This is a genomic window from Streptomyces tateyamensis (assembly GCF_003205575.1).
GTDB classification, from domain to species: Bacteria; Actinomycetota; Actinomycetes; order Streptomycetales; family Streptomycetaceae; genus Kitasatospora; species Kitasatospora tateyamensis.
The window spans coordinates 12,696-30,086 of the sequence record NZ_PYBW01000095.1 but is presented as its reverse complement, the minus strand read 5'-3'; the positions used below and the strand labels follow the sequence as shown (position 1 = coordinate 30,086).

At 71.5% G+C, this 17,391-nt stretch carries 15 protein-coding genes; 10 read left to right on the top strand and 5 right to left on the bottom strand.

Features of this window, described 5'->3' with window-relative positions:
- Window positions 1-6: 6 nt before the first annotated feature.
- Window positions 7-1,125 carry a fatty acid desaturase family protein gene (locus C7C46_RS24060; protein ID WP_110671995.1) on the top strand — a complete coding sequence of 373 codons (1,119 nt, stop codon included), beginning with the start codon at window positions 7-9 and terminating at the stop codon, window positions 1,123-1,125.
- Between the two features lie 90 nt (window positions 1,126-1,215).
- Here the strand turns inward: C7C46_RS24060 and C7C46_RS24055 are convergent, their stop codons facing one another.
- Together C7C46_RS24055 and C7C46_RS24050 are read right to left on the bottom strand one after the other, a co-directional pair.
- Entirely contained in the window at window positions 1,216-3,216 is a 2,001-nt protein-coding gene (locus C7C46_RS24055; RefSeq protein WP_110671994.1) for an aldehyde dehydrogenase family protein, read from the bottom strand.
- Between the two features lie 47 nt (window positions 3,217-3,263).
- Window positions 3,264-4,790 carry an MFS transporter gene (locus C7C46_RS24050; protein ID WP_110671993.1) on the bottom strand — a complete coding sequence of 509 codons (1,527 nt, stop codon included), beginning with the start codon at window positions 4,788-4,790 and terminating at the stop codon, window positions 3,264-3,266.
- A 151-nt stretch (window positions 4,791-4,941) separates the two neighbouring features.
- On the opposite strand from C7C46_RS24050, the gene C7C46_RS24045 reads away from it, so the two are divergent.
- Window positions 4,942-5,385, top strand: coding sequence for a MarR family winged helix-turn-helix transcriptional regulator (locus C7C46_RS24045; RefSeq protein ID WP_245984776.1), 444 nt, complete (start codon window positions 4,942-4,944; stop codon window positions 5,383-5,385).
- Window positions 5,386-5,499: 114 nt separating this feature from the next.
- A complete protein-coding gene (locus C7C46_RS24040; RefSeq protein WP_110672038.1) occupies window positions 5,500-6,477 on the top strand; it encodes an alpha/beta hydrolase in 978 nt (325 codons plus the stop codon).
- A 55-nt stretch (window positions 6,478-6,532) separates the two neighbouring features.
- Here the strand turns inward: C7C46_RS24040 and C7C46_RS24035 are convergent, their stop codons facing one another.
- Entirely contained in the window at window positions 6,533-7,345 is an 813-nt protein-coding gene (locus C7C46_RS24035; protein WP_110671992.1) for an oxidoreductase, read from the bottom strand.
- A 53-nt stretch (window positions 7,346-7,398) separates the two neighbouring features.
- Window positions 7,399-8,100, bottom strand: a complete 702-nt coding sequence (locus C7C46_RS24030) for an SDR family oxidoreductase (RefSeq protein ID WP_110671991.1) — start codon at window positions 8,098-8,100, stop codon at window positions 7,399-7,401.
- Between the two features lie 104 nt (window positions 8,101-8,204).
- Between C7C46_RS24030 and C7C46_RS24025 the strand changes: the two genes are divergently transcribed.
- On the top strand, window positions 8,205-8,810 hold the full coding sequence (locus C7C46_RS24025; RefSeq protein ID WP_110671990.1) for a TetR/AcrR family transcriptional regulator: 606 nt from the start codon (window positions 8,205-8,207) through the stop codon (window positions 8,808-8,810).
- A 191-nt stretch (window positions 8,811-9,001) separates the two neighbouring features.
- Here the strand turns inward: C7C46_RS24025 and C7C46_RS24020 are convergent, their stop codons facing one another.
- Complete coding sequence (locus C7C46_RS24020; RefSeq protein WP_110671989.1) at window positions 9,002-9,616, bottom strand: hypothetical protein; 615 nt, start codon at window positions 9,614-9,616, stop codon at window positions 9,002-9,004.
- A 467-nt stretch (window positions 9,617-10,083) separates the two neighbouring features.
- On the opposite strand from C7C46_RS24020, the gene C7C46_RS24015 reads away from it, so the two are divergent.
- From C7C46_RS24015 to C7C46_RS23990, 6 genes are all read left to right on the top strand, one after another.
- Entirely contained in the window at window positions 10,084-11,037 is a 954-nt protein-coding gene (locus C7C46_RS24015; protein ID WP_181442496.1) for a carbohydrate ABC transporter permease, read from the top strand.
- 76 nt (window positions 11,038-11,113) lie between these two features.
- A complete protein-coding gene (locus C7C46_RS24010; RefSeq protein WP_110671987.1) occupies window positions 11,114-12,430 on the top strand; it encodes an ABC transporter substrate-binding protein in 1,317 nt (438 codons plus the stop codon).
- A 7-nt stretch (window positions 12,431-12,437) separates the two neighbouring features.
- Window positions 12,438-13,319 carry a carbohydrate ABC transporter permease gene (locus C7C46_RS24005; protein WP_110671986.1) on the top strand — a complete coding sequence of 294 codons (882 nt, stop codon included), beginning with the start codon at window positions 12,438-12,440 and terminating at the stop codon, window positions 13,317-13,319.
- On the top strand, window positions 13,312-14,055 hold the full coding sequence (locus C7C46_RS24000) for an HAD family hydrolase (protein WP_181442495.1): 744 nt from the start codon (window positions 13,312-13,314) through the stop codon (window positions 14,053-14,055). Before C7C46_RS24005 ends, C7C46_RS24000 begins: the two co-directional genes overlap by 8 nt.
- A gap of 15 nt (window positions 14,056-14,070) precedes the next feature.
- Complete coding sequence (locus C7C46_RS23995; RefSeq protein ID WP_110671984.1) at window positions 14,071-15,345, top strand: MBL fold metallo-hydrolase; 1,275 nt, start codon at window positions 14,071-14,073, stop codon at window positions 15,343-15,345.
- Between the two features lie 222 nt (window positions 15,346-15,567).
- Window positions 15,568-17,283, top strand: coding sequence for a putative Ig domain-containing protein (locus C7C46_RS23990; RefSeq protein ID WP_110671983.1), 1,716 nt, complete (start codon window positions 15,568-15,570; stop codon window positions 17,281-17,283).
- The last annotated feature ends 108 nt before the right edge of the window (window positions 17,284-17,391 follow it).

The following is a 17,391-nucleotide window of genomic DNA, read 5'->3' as shown; positions in this document are numbered from 1 at the left end:
AGCACCTTGACCGCTATCGACCCCACCGCCCACCTGACCGCGGAGCAGATCGAGGAGCTCGGCCGCGAGCTGGACGCGATCCGCGACGAGGTGATCGCCGGCCGCGGCGAGAAGGACGCCGCCTACATCCGCAAGGTCATCTCGGCGCAGCGCAAGCTCGAGCTGGCCAGCAGGGGCGTGCTGCTGTTCTCGCTCTTCCCGCCCGCGTGGCTGCTCGGCACCGCCGGGCTGTCCGTGGCGAAGATCATGGACAACATGGAGATCGGCCACAACGTCCTGCACGGCCAGTGGGACTGGATGCGGGACCCGAAGATCCACTCCACCACCTGGGAGTGGGACCACGTCTCGCCGTCCGAGCAGTGGAAGCACTCGCACAACGAGCTGCACCACACGTACACCAACGTGATGGGCAAGGACAACGACCTCGGCTACGGCATCATGCGCGTCGACGAGGACCAGAAGTGGCACCCGCTCCACCTCGGCCAGCCGCTGTGGAACTTCCTCAACGCCTGCTTCTTCGAGTACGGCATCGCCGCGTACGACCTGGAGCTCGGCAAGAACCTGCCGAAGCAGCAGCGCAGGAGCCCGGAGTTCCGCGCGCGGGCCAAGGCCGTGGGCCGCAAGATCCGCAAGCAGGTGCTCAAGGACTACGTGATCCACCCGCTGCTGTCGGGCCCCTCGTTCCTCCCCACGCTCGCCGCCACGTTCACCGCGAACCTGGTCCGCAACATCTGGTCCCACTCGGTGATCATGTGCGGGCACTTCCCCGAGGGCGTGCAGGTCTTCGAGCGCCGGTCGATCGAGGGCGAGACGCGCGGCCAGTGGTACCTGCGCCAGATGATGGGCTCGGCGAACATCAGCGGCAGCAGGGCCATGCACTTCATGACCGGCAACCTGTCGCACCAGATCGAGCACCACCTGTTCCCGGACCTGCCGAGCAACCGGTACGCCGAAGTCGCGGTGAAGGTGCGCGCGCTGTTCGAGAAGTACGAGCTGCAGTACGTCACCGGGCCGCTGCCCAAGCAGGTGTTCTCCGCCTGGCACAGGGTCTTCCGGCTCTCGCTGCCGAACAGGAAGCCCAAGCTCAGGACGGCGGACCGCGAGCCGGAGCTGCTCGCGGCCTGATCCCCGGTAGGGATCCAGACCGAGCTGACCGTCTCGGTGGAGCGGTTTGAACGGCGACGCCCGCCGCATGCGGCGGGCGTCGCCGTTCGGTCAGCCCAGGGGCTTGTCGAACACGGCCTTGGCGTGGCTGAACGTGTCGACGGAGTACCGGCCGTGATACCGGCCCATCCCGCTCTCGCCCACGCCGCCGAACGGCAGTTCGGGCACGGCCAGGTGGGAGACCGTCAGGCCGAAGACCAGGCCGCCGGAGGAGGTCTCCTCGGTCAGCCGCCGCTTGGTCTGCTCCGACTCGGTGAAGGCGTAGAGGGCCAGCGGCTTCTCGCGCCCGTTGACGAAGGCGATCGCCGCGTCGAGGTCGGGCACGGAGATGATCGGCAGCACCGGGCCGAAGATCTCCTCCTGCATCACCGGCGCCTCGGGGGAGACGTCGGCCAGCACGGTCGGCGCCAGGTAGCGCCGGGCCCGGTCGTGGGTTCCGCCGGTGACGATCCGGCCGTCCCCGAGCAGTGCGGTGAGCCGGTCGTGGTGGCGCTCGTTGACGACCCGTCCGTACTCCGGGCTGGTCGCCGGGTCCGGCCCGTACAGCTCCTGGACGGCCTCGGTCAGGTGCCGCTCCAGCGCGTCGGCGGTGTCGCCGACGGCGAGGACGTAGTCCGGGGCGACGCAGGTCTGGCCGGCGTTCTGGAACTTGCCCCGGGCGATCCGCCGGGCGGTGACCGCCAGGTCCGCGCCCGGGTCGACCACCGCGGGGCTCTTGCCGCCCAGCTCCAGGGTGACCGGGGTGAGGTGCTTGGCGGCCGCCGTCATGACGATCCGTCCGACCATCCCGTTGCCGGTGTAGAAGATGTGGTCGAAGCGCTGCTCCAGCAGCGCGGTGGTCTCCGGCACGCCGCCCTCGACCACGGCCACGGCCTCCCGGTCGAGGTAGCGCGGCAGCAGCCGGGCCAGCGCCGCCGAGGTCGCCGGGGTGAGCTCGCTGGGCTTGACCACCGCCGTGTTGCCCGCTGCCAGGGCGCCCACCAGCGGGGCCAGGGCGAGCTGCAGCGGGTAGTTCCACGGCGCGATGATCAGCACGACGCCCAGCGGCTCGCGCACCACGCGGGCCTCGGCGGGCAGGAACGCGCCGGGCACGGACGCCGGCGTCGGGCTCAGCCACTGGGCCAGGTGGGCGACCGTGTGGTCCAGCTCGTTCAGGGTGAAGCCGACCTCGGTGCGGTAGGCCTCGGCGGCGCTCTTGCCCAGGTCGGCCTGGAGCGCGGCCAGGAACTCCGCGGACTGCTCGGTCAGCAGCGCGCGCAGCGCCGCCAGCCGGCTCAACCGCCAACTGAGCGGCCTGGTACGGCCGCCGGCGAAGGTGGAGTGCAGCCGGGCGACCACGGCGGACGGGTCGGTGGCGACCGCGGCCACCAGGGCGCGGGCCAGGTCGGCGGAGGAGCCCGGGTTCTGGCCGGTGTAGAGGTTGCGGTCGACCACCGTGTGCGGCGTGAACGGCGCGGCCTCGACGAAGTCGGCGCCGAGCTCGACCAGCCGGTCCTGGAGCAGCCACTTGGCCCCCGCGGCGAGGCCGACCGCCTGCTCCTCGGCGTTGCTGAAGGCGGTCATCCGGTAGCCGGCGAACGGCCAGCCGCCGTCCCCGTCGCGGCGGGCGGCGAGCAGCGCGGCGGGCGCGTGGCAGACCACGCCGAGGGGCTTGCCCGAGTCGAGGGTCCGGGTGAGGAGCCGGCCGGAGGCCTCGTCGACGGCGAGGTCCTCCATCGGACCGTGGCCACCCGGGTAGAAGACCAGCCCGTAGTCGTCCGGGTCGACCTCCTCCAGCTTGGCCGGGCTCCGCAGTGCCTCGCTGATCGAGTCGAGGTAACCCGCGATCAGGTCGGCCCGCTGCTGCCCGCCGTTGGCCTCGGCGCTCAGGCTGCCCGGGTCGACGGGGGCGGGCACGCCGCCGGGGGTGGCGATGGTGATCTCGTGGCCCGCCTCGCGGAAGATCCGGTGCGGCTCGGCCAGCTCCTCGGCCCAGAAGCCGGTCGGGTGGGCGGTGCCGTCGGCGCGGGTCCAGTGGGCGGCCCCGGTGACGACGAAGAGGACGGAGGTCATGGTGGTGCTCCAGGACGAGAAGGGGTGGTGGTGCGACGGGGGGTCAGTCAGGAGTGCGAGACGGCGGGTTCGGGCGCGGCGTCCCGCGTGGCGGCAGCGGGGGCGGCCGTGGCGGTGTCCGGGGCCGAGCGGTGGGTGGCCCGGAGTCCGGCCCAGGCGACCGCGGCGGCCAGCAGCAGCGCGCCGGCGGCGATCACGAAGCTGAGCGTGAACTGGCTTTCGGCGGGCAGTGCGGCGCCGATCGACGGGTAGCTGACCACCTTCGAGGCCAGCAGGGAGGTCACCACGGCGCTGGCGATCGAGCTGCCGACCGAGCGCGAGATGGAGTTGATGCCGTTGGCGATGCCGGTCTGGTGCAGGGGCACGCTGGCCGCGATCAGTGCGGGCATCGCGGCGTAGCCGAAGGAGATGGCGATGCCGGTGAGCATGCCCGCGGCGATCACCGAGCCCTCGGCGCCGTGACCCCAGGCCAGCCAGGCGAAGCCGGCCACGCCGACCAGTGCGCCCACCCCGAGAGTCGAGCGGGCACCGATCCGGCGGACCAGCAGGCCGCCGACCGGGGCCGCCGCCAGCGCGATCAGGGCGCTGGGCAGGAGGTACTCGACGGAGGCGCGCAGCACCGAGGCGGTGAAGCCGTAGCCGGTCAGCCGACCGGGCATCTGGACCAGGTAGGAGATGCCGATGAACTGGGCGAACGAGGCGAAGCCCACGAAGAGCCCGGCCAGGTTGGTGAAGAGCACCTGGCGGTGGACGAACATCCGCATGTCGACCAGCGGGTTGGGCACCCGCAGCTCGACCAGCACCCAGAGGGCGGCGACCAGCACGGATCCGCCCAGGGCGCCGAGCGTGCGGGCCGAGGACCAGCCCCACTCGTGGCCCTGCGAGATGCCGAGCAGCAGCAGGACCAGGAAGACGGCCAGGGTGAGCGCGCCGAGCACGTCGATCCGGCCCCCGGTGGGGGAGCCGCCGTTCGGCACGACGACGGCGACGGCGGCCAGCGCGAGCGCGGTCAGTGCGGTGGAGAACCAGAAGACCAGGTGGTAGTTGGGGTGGGCGCCCTGGGTGAGCAGCCCGGTGGCCACCAGGGAGAGTCCGCTGCCGAACGCCAGGGTGCCGCTGACCAGCGCCATCGCGCCGTGCAGCTTCTCGCGCGGGACCTCGTCGCGGATCACCGACAGGGCCAGCGGGAAGATCGCGGTGGCGGAGCCCTGGAGGACCCGGCCGACGATCAGCAGGGTCAGCGAGGTGGTGGTGGCGGCGATCACGGACCCGACCACCATCACCGCGAGTACGGCCAGCAGCGTGCGCTTCTTGCCGAACTGGTCGCCGACCCGGCCCAGCAGCGGGGTGAAGACGGCCGCCGAGAGCAGTGCGGCGGTCGTCACCCAGCTGACGCCGGCGGCACCGGTGTGCAGCTGCTTCTGCAGCAGGGCGAGGATCGGAACGACCTGGGTCTGCGCCATGGCCACCACCATCGCGGCCAGGCCGAGCGCCAGGATCAGGGGAGTGCTGCCGCGTTCCCGGCCGGCGGTGCGGCCGGGCCGGGCGGCGGCGTGGGCGGGGGCGTGGCTCATCCGGGTCGGATCCTTCCAGGGCGGTCCTGCCGCGCGGGGCGCGGACCGGGACTGAGTCTTGAAGACATGGATTGTTGAGGTCTTCAAGCAATGAATTGAAGGTAGACCTAGATGATTGAGGATGTCAAGCAATCTCCGGTACCCTGGCCCCATGACCGAGCCCGCCACCCCGCCCACGGCCGCACCCACCCCGGCCGAGCTCATGGACCAGATCGCCCGGGCGGCGGCCGCCTACTACCGGCACTTCGCCGCGATGGCGGCCGACCGCGGACTGACCCTCATGCAGGGCAAGACGCTCAGCCTGCTCCGCGAGCCGAGGCCGATGCGCACCCTCGCCGAGCTGCTCGCCTGCGACGCCTCGAACGTCACCGGTATCGTCGACCGGCTGGAGGCGCGCGGCCTGGTCCGGCGTGAGGTCGACCCCGCCGACCGGCGGATCAAGAACGTGCTGCTCACCGAAGGGGGCGAGGAGACGGTCCGCCAGATCCGCGCGGAGATGATGTCCGGCCTCACCGGGCTGGAGCAGCTGGGCGAGGCGCAGCGGCACGCCTTCCAGCGACTGCTGGGCGAGGTCTTCCCGGAGTCGGCCGGCTGAGCCCTCACCAGGCCGACCCGGGCCGGCCCCCCGGCCGGGGTAGGTTGGGCCCGGCGAGCCGACCCGGTCGGGTCGGGGCTGCTCGGAGGGAGCGGGCTGGTGGGCGGTGGCGGGATGGAGCGGCGGGTGCCTCCGTTGGATCCGCAGGTCGGGGCGGTGCTGGCGGGTGCGGGGGAGCAGGCGTGGGAGGTGCTCACGCCGGCCCGGTTGGCGGCGTGGCAGGAGAGTGACGCCGCGGCCCGGTCCCGTCCGACGCTCGATCAGCTGCGGGACGGCGGCCGGTTCGAGGTGACGGAGGTGCGGGTGCCGCGCGCCGAGGGCGGGGGCGAGGTCACGTTGGTGAGCGCGCGGCCGGCCGGGCTCGGTGGGGCGCTGCCGCTGCTGTACTACCTGCACGGCGGCGGAATGGTGTCGGGCGACGCCTGGTCCGTCCTGCCGCGGCTGCTGCGGGGCTGGGCGCTGCCGCTGGGGTTGGCGGTGGTGTCCGTGGAGTACCGGCTGGCGCCGCGCACCCGGTTCCCCGGGGCGGTGGAGGACTGCTACGACGGGTTGGCCTGGGTGGCCGAGCACGCGGGTGAGCTCGGGGTGGACGCGCAGCGCGTGGTGATCGGTGGCAAGAGCGCCGGCGGCGGTCTCGCGGCGGCCCTCGCGCTGCTGGCACGGGACCGCGGCGGTCCGGCCCCGGCGGGGCAGCTGCTGCTGAGCCCGATGCTCGACGACCGCGGCGACAGCTTCTCCAGCCACCAGATGGCCGGCCGCGACACCTGGGACCGCGCCTCCAACGCCACCGCCTGGCAAGCCGTGCTGGGCGACCGCTACGGGACCGCCGACGTCTCCCCGTACGCCGCGCCGGCCCGGGCCACCGATCTGTCCGGACTCCCGGCCGCGTACGTCGAGGTGGGGTCCGCAGAGACGTTCCGCGACGAGGCGGTCGGTTACGCCGACGCGATCTGGCGGGCCGGCGGCGAGGCCGAGTTGCACGTGTGGCCCGGCGCCTGCCACGGTTTCGACACCCTCGCCCCGCACGCGACCCTGAGCCGGGACGCCCACGCCGCCCGCACGGCCTGGCTGCGGCGCCTGCTGGAGCGGTGAACGCGCGCACTGGCCGGGAGTCTTGGAGCAGGTCCGGCGTCACCTGGGGGCGATGTCAGGCGGGCAGCTTGTTGAGCTTGCGCAGCTGCTGGTCGAACATCCGGGCCGGGATCAGGCGCCGCATCGTGTGCACGCGTCCGGTCCGGCCGGCGGCGTAGCGCAGCTTCGGCTTGGCGTCGGTCGCCGCCGCGAGGACCGCCTCGGCCACGACGGCGGGGTCGTCGCCGTCCCGCACCGCCTGCGCCATGTACTCCTCGAAGACCTGACGCCTCCCGGCGTAGGCATCGAGCGGCCGGTCCGGCTGCACGCTGTTCGCCTCGAACGCGGTGTTGGTCCAGGCCGGTTCCACGAGCAGGACCCGCACGCCGTACTCGCGGACCTCGTGGTCCAAGGACTCGGAGTAGCCCTCGACGGCGTGCTTCGTGGCCGCGTACACAGCCATGTACGGCTGCGGGACGAACCCGACGATGGACGACATGTTGACGATGCGTCCGCTGCCGCGGGCCCGCATGTGCGGCAGGACGGCGTTCGTCATGCGCATCAGGCCGAAGACGTTGATGTCGAAGACGCTCCGGGCCTGCGCGACGGAGCTCTCCTCGGCGGCGCCCGCCGAGCCGATACCGGCGTTGTTGACCAGCACGTCGATCCGCCCGAACCGCTCGATCACCTCCCCGACCACGGCGGCCACCGACTCGTCACCGGCCACGTCGAGGTCCAGGAAGGTCACCCCCGCGGCCGGCCTGGCCTTCGCGGTGTCGCGGCTGGTCCCGACCACGTCGAAACCCGCCTCGGCCAGTGCGAGGGCGGTTGACCTGCCGATGCCGGAGGACGCTCCTGTCACCAGGGCCACCGGTCGAGTTGCCGTCATCACGAACTCCTTCACGAACAGCTGTGGGTGTTGCCGGGAGAGGTGTTGATCGCTCACGCCGCGAGCTGGGGGTACAGCGCGGCCACGTCGCCGGAGAGGCCGGCCTTGACCTGCCGCGTGATGTCGTCGGCCAGGACCTCGAACGCGCCCTGCTCGATGCCGTCCAGTGCCTGCGCGGCGACATCGCGCGGGCTGGCCTTGGGAGCGTCGACACCTGCGGTCAGGTCCGTGTCGACGTAGCCGACGTGCAGGCCGGTGACCGTGATGCCGCGCGGGGCCAGCTCCAGCCGCAGGGCGTTGCTCTGCTGCCACAGGGCCGCCTTGGAGGCGCTGTAGGAGCCGGCGAGGCCGATCCAGGACAGCACGGAGTGGACATTGAGGATGTGGCCGCCGCCGTTGCGCTCGATCACCGGAGCCAGGGCTCGGGTGACCTGCAGCGGCCCGTAGAAGTTGATCTCGAAGTCCCGGCGCACGTCCTCCAGCGGAGCCTCCAGGAGGGACCCGCCGACCGAGGCGCCCGCGTTGTTGACCAGCACGGTGACGTCCTGCGCCCGCTCGGCCATGGCCGCCACGGACACCGGATCCGTGACCTCCAGGGCCAGCGGCACGGCGTCGGGATGGGCCACGGTGCGCGGGTCGCGGGCCGTGGCGTAGACCTTGGCAGCCCCTCGCTCGTACAGCTGCTCCACCAGCTCCTTGCCGATGCCGCGGCTGCCGCCGGTGACGAGCGCGACCGCGCCCTTGAGGTCAGTCATGTCCGGGGTCCTCACTCGCAGAAGTCGGGAAACCGATCGGTTTCCCGACTCCCACTGTAAACCGATCGGTTTCCGAACGGCAAGCGGCGACGTAAGGTGGGCGCATGACCGAAGCGACACCCGCTCCCATCGCCGCTCCTACGGCTTCCTCGACCCGGGATCGCCTCCTCGACGCCGCGGCGGACCTCTTCTACCGGGAGGGCATGCACATAGGGGTCGAGGCGCTGTGCCGCGCCGCCGGTGTGTCCAAGCGCTCGATGTACCAGCTGTTCGACAGCAAGGACGAAGTGATCGCCGCGAGCCTGGACCGCACGGCGGCCGCCTACCGCGCCGCCCTGTTCCCCGCGGCCGACGACGCCGGGTCCCCCAGGGAGCGGATCCTCCACGTCTTCCGGCGTCTGGAGGCGCTGTCCGTGGACGCGGACTTCCACGGCTGCCCGTTCGTCGCCGCCGCCGTGGAGCTCAAAGTCCCCGAGCACCCGGGGAGCCTGGCCGCCCGTCGGCACAAGAACGCCCTGATCGCCTATTTCCGCCACGAAGCCGAGGCCGGCGGGGCGCAGGACCCGGCGGAACTGTCCCGACACCTCACCGTCGTCTTCGACGGGGCGAACTCCTGGGGTGTCGTACAGGGAAGCGGCACGGACGGCCTCGCCATCTCGATGGCCACCACGCTGCTCGACGCGGCGGGTATGAAAGACACCGCCGGCTGAATCATCGCCGCGCCCGGCCGTGAAACCGGCCGGTCAGTGGCCCAGGTCAGCTTGGAGGCGGGCGGCGGTCGGCCCGGGCGGTGCGGAGCTTTGCGTGAAGCCTCCTCGGCCGGCCGGGCGCACTGGTGAAGGCGCTCGACGGCCCCGCGGTGAGGTGGCCGTGGTGCGGTGCACCACGGCCACCGGACGCGTCAGCCGATCTGGAACAGGCTCGCGTCGTCCAGGTCGGTGGTGCCGCCGTTCGCGGTCGGGTAGATCTGGAACCGCAGCGTGGTGACGCCCACCGGTATCTGCGTGATGAGGATGTAGTTCCCGTATCCGGTGGAGGAGTTGACGCTGTAACCGCTGCAGGTGCTGATCGGGTTGCTGCCGCTGATCAGGCCCCAGAGGCAGAAGGTGCCGGTCGCGGGGCCGGACTGGGAGGAGAGGAACACCGAGGCCTCGACCGTGCCGCTCGAGCCCAGGGTGATCGGTACGTCCTGGTAGACCGAGCCGCCGACGATGTTGGTGTTGGTGGCCAGGTACCCGGTGCCGTCGTAGGCCGGGGCCGGGGCGCCGGCCAGGGTGTTGTAGTTGGCCCAGTTGACGATCCCGCCCGCCGGGACGAGCTTCTGCCAGCCGGCGATGCTCCCCTCGAAGGTGCCCGAGGTCAGCATGTTCGCGCCGCTGAACGCGGGCTGGCGGGGCGTCAGCCGGTGTGCGGCCACCTGCCCCGCTGTGGCGGCCTGCGCCGAGCCGGCGCCGGCGCCGGTCAGGCCGAGTGCCAGGCAGAGGGCGGTGACGGCGGTGGTCCACTTCTTGGTCATCGGGTCTCCGTTGGTGGGGTGGCGGCGGGACGCGGCGCGCCCACGGGTCGGTGGCCTGGTTCTGACCGAGGGCGGACAAGTCGCGGCTCCATGTTCCTGGAGAAGTGGAACTCGCACAATGGGGCAACTGTTGCCATCTTCCTTGCGGAGAGCACCAGTTGGACGACCCGAGGGTCACCGGTCGCGGACCTGGCGCGGATCCGCGCGCATGCGGAGCGCGGTGGGCTCTGCTCTCTGGTGGCCGCCCCGCAGCGGTGCCGAGCGTCCGGAGCAGCCACCGGAAGAAACTTTCTGACGGACCGTCAGATTTGTTGCGGGGGTACGGGCGTGGGCCGGCCGGACCGAGTCGGTTGTACGAGTGCCCAGCCTTTCAGGATATCTGACGCCGTCAAGAATCGCTGTGGAAGTAGCCAGTTGTTCATCAATTCTTGGCTTCGATGAAACGGTCGCTCGTCAAAGTTCTCGACGTGACCGCAACGACCACCGCCCGGCCCGTCGCCGTGCCGGGCCGCACCGCCCGCCGCCGGAACCAGGCCCGCGACTTCCGCACCACCCGATGGGGCTGGGCCTACTCGGCCCCGGCGGTGCTGATCTTCGCGACCTTCGTCATCATTCCGACCGGTTATACGTTCTACGTCTCACTCTGGAAGTGGAACGCGCTCGACCCGGCGCTGTCCACCTTCAAGGGGGTGGGCAACTACCAGCGCCTGATCGCCGCCACCCAGCCGACCTTCCTGTCCAGCGTGTGGCACTCGCTGTACTTCAGCGGGGCGATGGTGATCGGCGGCACCGCCGTCTCGTTGGCCCTGGCGCTGCTGCTGCAGCGCGGCGGCGTGCTGCTGAACGCCTCCCGGGTGGCGCTGTTCCTGCCGCACGCCACCCCGGTGATCGCCACCTCGATGATCTGGGTCTGGATCTTCAACCCGCGCTTCGGGCTGGCCGACTGGGTGCTGCACAGCCTGCACCTGCCCACCTCGGACTGGCTGCAGTCGTCGAGCTCCTCGATGCCCGCGGTGATCATCTACAGCCTGTGGCACGAGGTCGGCTTCACCACCGTGGTCTTCCTCGGCGGGCTCGCCACCCTGCCGAACGAGCTGAGCGAGGCGGCCCGGGTGGACGGCTGCTCGGCCTGGCAGGAGTTCTGGTACCTGACCTGGCACCAGCTGCGGCCGGTCACCACCTTCGTCGTGGCGATCACCGCCATCACCTCGCTGCAGGCGTTCACCCAGTTCTACGCGCTCTCCGGCGGTGGTCCGGTCTACGCCACCACGACCCTGAGCTACCTGGTCTACCAGGAGGCCTTCGTGCTGAGCGACACCGGCTACGGCGCCGCGCTGGCCGTGGTCCTGTTCGCCATCACCGTGCTCTTCACCCTGGTCCGCCGGCGCACCGCCGCCGGTTCGGAGTCCTCGCTCGTGTGAGCTCCCCCGCGCACGTCCCCGCACGTCCCGCTCGGCCTGCACCGTCCCACACAGAACAAGAAACGGACACCCTCCCATGCGTCTGCGCATAGCCGCCGTCGCCGCCATCGCGGCCCTCAGCCTCTCCGCCTGCGCCGGTGGCGGCACCCCCGCCGCCTCCAGCTCGTCCGGCGCGCCCTCGGGCCACGAACTGGCCGTCCCCACCACCCCGGTGACCATCACCTTCGAAGAGGCGATGACCATCGGCACGCTGAAGCCGGCGATGGACAAGCTGGTCGCGGACTTCCAGGCCAAGTACCCGAACATCACCGTCAAGCTCCAGGGCGACCCGGACTACGCGACGATGTACACCAAGGAGAAGGCCGAGGTCCAGGCGGGCAACGCGCCGACCATCGGCCAGGTCTACGAGAGCTGGGCGTCCTACTTCCAGTCCGGCGGCGCGATCAGCCCGATCAGCGAGCTGGCGGGCACCGACACCCCGCCGCAGGTGGCCGACTTCTACAAGGGCATCCAGAAGGACCTGGCGCTGGGCGACGGCAAGAACTGGATGTGGCCGTTCAACAAGAGCGTGCTGATCCTGTTCTACAACGCCGACATGCTCAAGGCCGCCGGCCAGAGCGAGCCGAAGACCTGGGACGACTACGCCGCCACCATGAAGGCGGTCTCCACCAACGGCGTCACCGGCTCCACCATCGACCCGGGTTCGGCCGCCGGCGCCGCCTTCGGCACCCAGTGGTTCGAGATCCTGGACAAGGCGAACGGCGGCGCGCTGTACGACGCGGACGGCACCCCGCACCTGAACGACGACGGCGCCGTCAAGGCGATGACCTACCTGAAGTCGCTCAAGGACGCGGGCGCGCTGGCCACCGGCAAGAACTACCCGGGCGAGACCGCGCTGGGCGCGCTCAAGGGCGCCTTCGACATCTCCTCCGCGGCCGGCTACGGCTTCGAGAAGAAGACCGTCGGCGACAAGCTCACCCTGGGCATCTCGGCCCTGCCGTCCGGCGCCAAGGGCGGCGTCAACGAGCTGACCGGCACCAACATGGTGGTCTTCAAGAACGCCACCGCCGACCAGAAGGCCGCCGCCTGGGCGTTCATGAAGTTCATCACCAGCCCGGAGGAGCAGGCCGGTTGGGCCGCCACCTCGGGCTACCTGCCGGTCACCCCGAAGGCGCTGCCGCAGATGCAGGACTTCATCGCCAAGAACCCCTACGAGACCGCCGCGGTCTCCCAGCTCGACACCGCCTTCGCGCTGCCCCCGTACAACTGGATCTTCAAGTGCCAGGGCTACGAGGCGACCGCGATCCAGGACGTGCTGGACAACGGGGCGGCGCCCGCCGACGCCCTGAAGACCGCGCAGAACGCCTGCGCCACCGCCAAGACCCAGGGCTGATGATCCGATGAAGACCGCCTCCCACCAGGGAAGGAGGCCGGCCTTCGGTGGAGCCGGCCGCGCCGGGCACTACGCCCGGCGCGTGCTGGCGCTGCTGATCGGCGCCGCGTTCGTCTTCCCGTTCTACTGGACCGTCGTCATCTCCCTCGGGAAGCCCGGCGAGTTCAGCAACTTCCCGCCGGCCCTGTGGCCGCACTGGCAGTGGTCCAACTGGTCGCGCGCCTGGGACGCGGCGCCCTGGGTGCGGTTGTTCGCCAACACCGTGCTGATCGCCTCCTGCACGGTGCTGCTCTGCCTGGCCACCTCGCTGCTGGCGGGGTTCGCCTTCGGCGTGCTGCGCTTCCCGGGGCGCAAGGCGCTGACCCTGGTGGTGCTCTCGGTGCTGATGATGCCGGGCACGGTGCTGATCATCCCGGACTACGTGCTGGCCAACGACCTGCACCTGCTGAACACCTACTGGATCCAGATCATCCCCTGGGGTGCCAGCGTCTTCGGGATCTTCCTGGTCCGGCAGTTCTTCCTGACGATCCCGCAGGAGATCCTGGACGCGGCCGCGCTGGACGGGGCCTCCCGACTGCGGGTGCTCCGCTCGATCGGCATGCCGATGGTCCGCCCGGCGCTGCTGATCATCGCCGTCAACGTCTTCCTCGGCTCGTGGAACTCCTTCCTGTGGCCGGTCATCATGACCAGCAGCACCATGGAGTCCTCGAACACGGTGCAGCCGGTCGAGGTCGGCCTGTCGATCTTCTCCTCCGCCGAGGGCACCGACTTCCCCGGCCTGGCCGCGGCGGTCACCTTCACCACACTGCCCGTGATGGTGTTCTTCCTGGTGCTCCAGCGGCAGTTCATCCGCGGCGCCCTGTCCGCTGCCGGAGGCGTCCGTGGCTGACCGTCAACAACCGATCATCGTCTCCGACTTCGACGGCACGGTGTACCGCAGCGACGAGCCGATCAGGTTCTACGCGCGTCAGGTCGCCGCCACCCTGGCCGGCACCGAGGCGACCCGGTTCCTGGACGTCTTCGAGCGCTACCTGGCCGAGGGCGTCGCCGCCGCCGAGGGCACCGACGACCCGGCCGAGGCCGCACTGCTGCGCGCCGCCGAGGACGGCTGGGGCGTGGTCCAGGCGCTCGCCGACGGCCACCGGATCGACCCCGACACCGTGCAGCGGGCCTTCCTGGCCAGCCGGGTCCACATGCTCGACGAGTCCTGCGTGCTGGAGCTCGTCGAACCGCTGATCGAGCAGTACGCGGCGCTGCGCGGCGAGGTGCGGATCGTGCTCGCCACCAACAGCCCCGCCGAGGGCCTGGCCCCGCTGCTGGCGCGGATGGGACTGGCCGAGGCCTTCGACGAGGTGGTCCCCGGCGCCGCCAAGCCGGTCGGGCTGCGCCGCTGGATGGAGGCCCACCTGGTCGACCGTCCGGCCGAGCTGCTCTTCTCGATCGGCGACCACTACCGCAACGACATCGAACCGGCCGCGGCGCTCGGCGCCGCCACCGGTTACATCGACCGATTCGGCCGCGCCGATGGCCCAGCCACCGCGACCGGGGACCGCGCCGAGGACCTGCTGCCCGCGCTGACCGCGTGGGCGGACCGGGTCACCTCGCGCAACGCACCATCCATCTAGGAAGAGACTCTTCTTTTGACCACTGTTGAATTCTGGGGCGGCGTAGGCGTCATCGGCTCCAGCAAGATCATCGTCACCGACGGCGGCCACCGGGTCATGCTCGACTTCGGCATGGACGTACCCGCCGGCGCGGACCTGTTCCGCGCCCCGGTCTCGCTGCGGCCCGAGCGGCACCTGGCGCAGCGTCTGCGGATGGGCGCCGCGCCGCAGGTCGGCGGGGTCTACGACCCGGCCCTGCTGGACGCCGGCGACCCGCTGGCCGCCGAGGTGATGCCGACCGCGCTGTTCCTGACCCACGGGCACATCGACCACTGCGGCCTGGCCGGCTTCGTGCGCCCCGAGGTCCCGGTGCACGCCTCGCCCGAGACCATCGCGCTGCTGACCGCGCTCACGGCGGCCGGCGACGGCCTGCCCGGCGGCGACCCGGTCTGGCACCCGGTCGCGCCGGAGAGCCCGGTGACGGTGGGTCCGATGACGGTCGAGCGGATCCCGGTCGACCACGACACCCCGGGAGCCAGCGGCTACCTGGTCACCACCAGCGAGGGCGTGCTCGCCTTCACCGGCGACATCCGGTTCCACGGCCGGGCCCCTGAGCGCTCCTGGCACTTCGCCGACCGGGCCGCCGGGTGCGACCTGCTGGTCACCGAGGGCACCGCGCTCGGCCTGGGCCTGCCGGCCGGCCCGCCGCGCAACGAGGACGACGTGGCCGCCGACTTCGCCGCCGCGCTCACCGAGGCGGGCCCGGACCTGCTGCTGCTCGGCCTCTACCCCCGCGACCTGGAGCGGGTCGCGGAGTTCCTGGAGATCGCCGCCGCGGCCGGGCGCCGGATCGTCTGGGGCGACCGGGTCGCGGCCTTCCTGCGGGCGACCGGCATCGAGGGCGTGCTCTCCTGGAGCGAGCTGGGCCTGGCGGGGCTGCGCGCCGAGCCCGGTGCCTTCGTCTACCAGCCCGACATGGGCACCCTGAGCGACATCGCCGAGCTGGCCGACCTGCCGGTCGGGCCCGGCACGCTCTGGCTGCACGCCAACGGCGAGCCGCTCGGCCCGTTCGAGTCGCGCTGGCAGCTGTTCACCGAGTGGCTGGACGCGCTGGGCGTGCCGCTGCGCCGGATCGGCTCCTTCGGCCACGCCACCGCCGACGACCTGCACGCCCTGGTGCACCGGGCGGCGCCGAAGATCGTGGTGCCGATCCACACCCAGGCGCCCGACCTGCTGCACCCGACCGGCACCACCGTCCGGCTGATCCCGCAGTTCGCCCAGAAGTACCGGATGGACGGCCGCCAGGCCTGATTACCCGTCATGTCCCGTCGCTACCTTGGTCCGTAGCCGCCAGGCACGAGCCGGGGTAGCGCCGGGACGGCGCGACCGGTCGGTCGCAGGCCGGCGAGCCGACCTCCTCCCCAGACTTCCCGCTCTCCGGGTGGGATCCCGGAAGCGGAAAGCTGCGCGCACGAGCTGAGCGCGCAGGTCATGCCCTGCCTGTTTCTCCTCCCCACGCAAGGAGCTTGACGCATGTTCAGGATCGACAGAGGTGCTCGTCCGGTCGCCGTCGCGGCCGCCGCCGTCGTGCTGGCCGCGGTGACCGGCACCGGTGTGCTGCCCGCCGCCGCCAGCACCGGCACCACCACCGCCCCGGCCGCCGGCACGGCGAAGCACCGGGTGCTGTTCGACGCGGCCCACGCCGAGACGGCCGGCAACGCGGACTGGGTGATCAGTACCAGCCAGCCCGACCCGCTGGCGCAGAACGCCAACCCGCAGGCCGAGACGGACTGGACCGGAGCCATCTCGGCCTGGGGCGTCGCGCTGCAGAAGAGCGGCAACTACAGCCTGAAGACGCTGCCGGCCGGCAGCAGCATCAGCTACGGCACGGGTGGCGCGCTGGACCTGGCCAACTTCGACGAGTTCGTGCTGCCGGAGCCGAACATCCGGTTCACCGATGCCGAGAAGACCGCGCTGATGCAGTTCGTGCAGAACGGCGGCGGCCTCTTCCTGATCTCCGACCACACCCAGAGCGACCGCAACAACGACGGCTGGGACTCGCCGGCCATCATCAACGACCTGCTGACCACCAACTCGGTGAACAGCAGCGACCCGTTCGGCTTCTCGGTCGACCTGCTGAACATCACCACCGACAACCCGCGGGCGATCAGCGACAGCACCGACCCGGTGCTGAACGGCCCGTTCGGGACGGTGACCGGCTCGATCCTGCGCAACGGCACCACGTTCACCCTCAAGCCCGCCGACAACCCGTCGGTCAAGGGGATCGTCTACCGGACCGGCTACAGCGGCAACACCGGTGCGTTCTTCGTCACCAGCAGCTTCGGCAAGGGCCGGGTGGCGATCTGGGGCGACAGCTCGACGATCGACGACGGCACCGGCTCGCCGGGCAACACCCTCTACAACGGCTGGGACGACCCGGCGGGCACCGACGCGGCGCTGGCGCTGAACGCGACCCAGTGGCTGGCCGGCGGCGGCACCGGCGGCACCGCCGGCTCGGTCAGCGTGACCAACCCGGGGGCGCAGTCCACCGTGGCGGGCTCCGCCGCCTCGCTGCAGCTCGCCGCGAACGACACCGCGGGCGGCACCCTGAGCTGGTCGGCCACCGGGCTGCCGGCTGGCCTGTCGATCAACTCCTCGACCGGGCTGGTCAGCGGCACCCCGACCACCGCGGGCAGCTCCTCGGTCACCGTGACCGCCACCGACTCCACCGGCGTCAGCGGCACCGCCTCCTTCACCTGGACGGTGACCCCGACCGGCGGCGGCTCCGGCTGCACGGCGGCCCAGCTGCTCGGCAACGCCGGCTTCGAGACCGGCACCGCCGCGCCCTGGACCGCCTCCAGCGGCGTGGTCAGCAACTCCAGCAGCGAGCCCGCGCACAGCGGCAGCTGGAACGCCTGGCTGGACGGCTACGGCTCGGCGACCACCGACACCCTCTCCCAGACCGTCACCGTGCCGGCCGGCTGCACCAGCTACAAGCTGAGCTACTGGCTGCACATCGACACCGCGGAGACCACCACCAGCACGGCCTACGACAAGCTGGTGCTCACCGCCAACGGCACCACCCTGGCGACCTACTCCAACCTCAACCACAACACCGGCTACGCCCAGAAGACCGTCGACCTGTCGGCCTACGCCGGCAAGTCGGTCACGCTGACCTTCACCGGCACCGAGGACTCCCAGAAGCAGACCTCGTTCGTCATCGACGACGCCGCCCTGAACGTCAGCTGAGCCACGGCAGGGCTGCCGGGCCCCCGATCGCGGGGGTCCGGCAGCCCCGCCGGTTGTTTGTGCATGGCCCCTGGAGCGGTACGCCGCCCGTGCGCTGAGCCGCCGCCC

Bases quoted from the DNA above. Each gene is read 5' to 3' on its own strand.
- C7C46_RS24055 (WP_110671994.1), bottom strand. From the start codon at position 3,216: ATGACCTCCGTCCTCTTCGTCGTCACCGGGGCCGCCCACTGGACCCGC.
- C7C46_RS24050 (WP_110671993.1), bottom strand. From the start codon at position 4,790: ATGAGCCACGCCCCCGCCCACGCCGCCGCCCGGCCCGGCCGCACCGCC.
- C7C46_RS24045 (WP_245984776.1), top strand. From the start codon at position 4,942: ATGACCGAGCCCGCCACCCCGCCCACGGCCGCACCCACCCCGGCCGAG.
- C7C46_RS24040 (WP_110672038.1), top strand. From the start codon at position 5,500: ATGGAGCGGCGGGTGCCTCCGTTGGATCCGCAGGTCGGGGCGGTGCTG.
- C7C46_RS24035 (WP_110671992.1), bottom strand. From the start codon at position 7,345: ATGACGGCAACTCGACCGGTGGCCCTGGTGACAGGAGCGTCCTCCGGC.
- C7C46_RS24030 (WP_110671991.1), bottom strand. From the start codon at position 8,100: ATGACTGACCTCAAGGGCGCGGTCGCGCTCGTCACCGGCGGCAGCCGC.
- C7C46_RS24025 (WP_110671990.1), top strand. From the start codon at position 8,205: ATGACCGAAGCGACACCCGCTCCCATCGCCGCTCCTACGGCTTCCTCG.
- C7C46_RS24020 (WP_110671989.1), bottom strand. From the start codon at position 9,616: ATGACCAAGAAGTGGACCACCGCCGTCACCGCCCTCTGCCTGGCACTC.
- C7C46_RS24010 (WP_110671987.1), top strand. From the start codon at position 11,114: ATGCGTCTGCGCATAGCCGCCGTCGCCGCCATCGCGGCCCTCAGCCTC.
- C7C46_RS24005 (WP_110671986.1), top strand. From the start codon at position 12,438: ATGAAGACCGCCTCCCACCAGGGAAGGAGGCCGGCCTTCGGTGGAGCC.
- C7C46_RS23990 (WP_110671983.1), top strand. From the start codon at position 15,568: ATGTTCAGGATCGACAGAGGTGCTCGTCCGGTCGCCGTCGCGGCCGCC.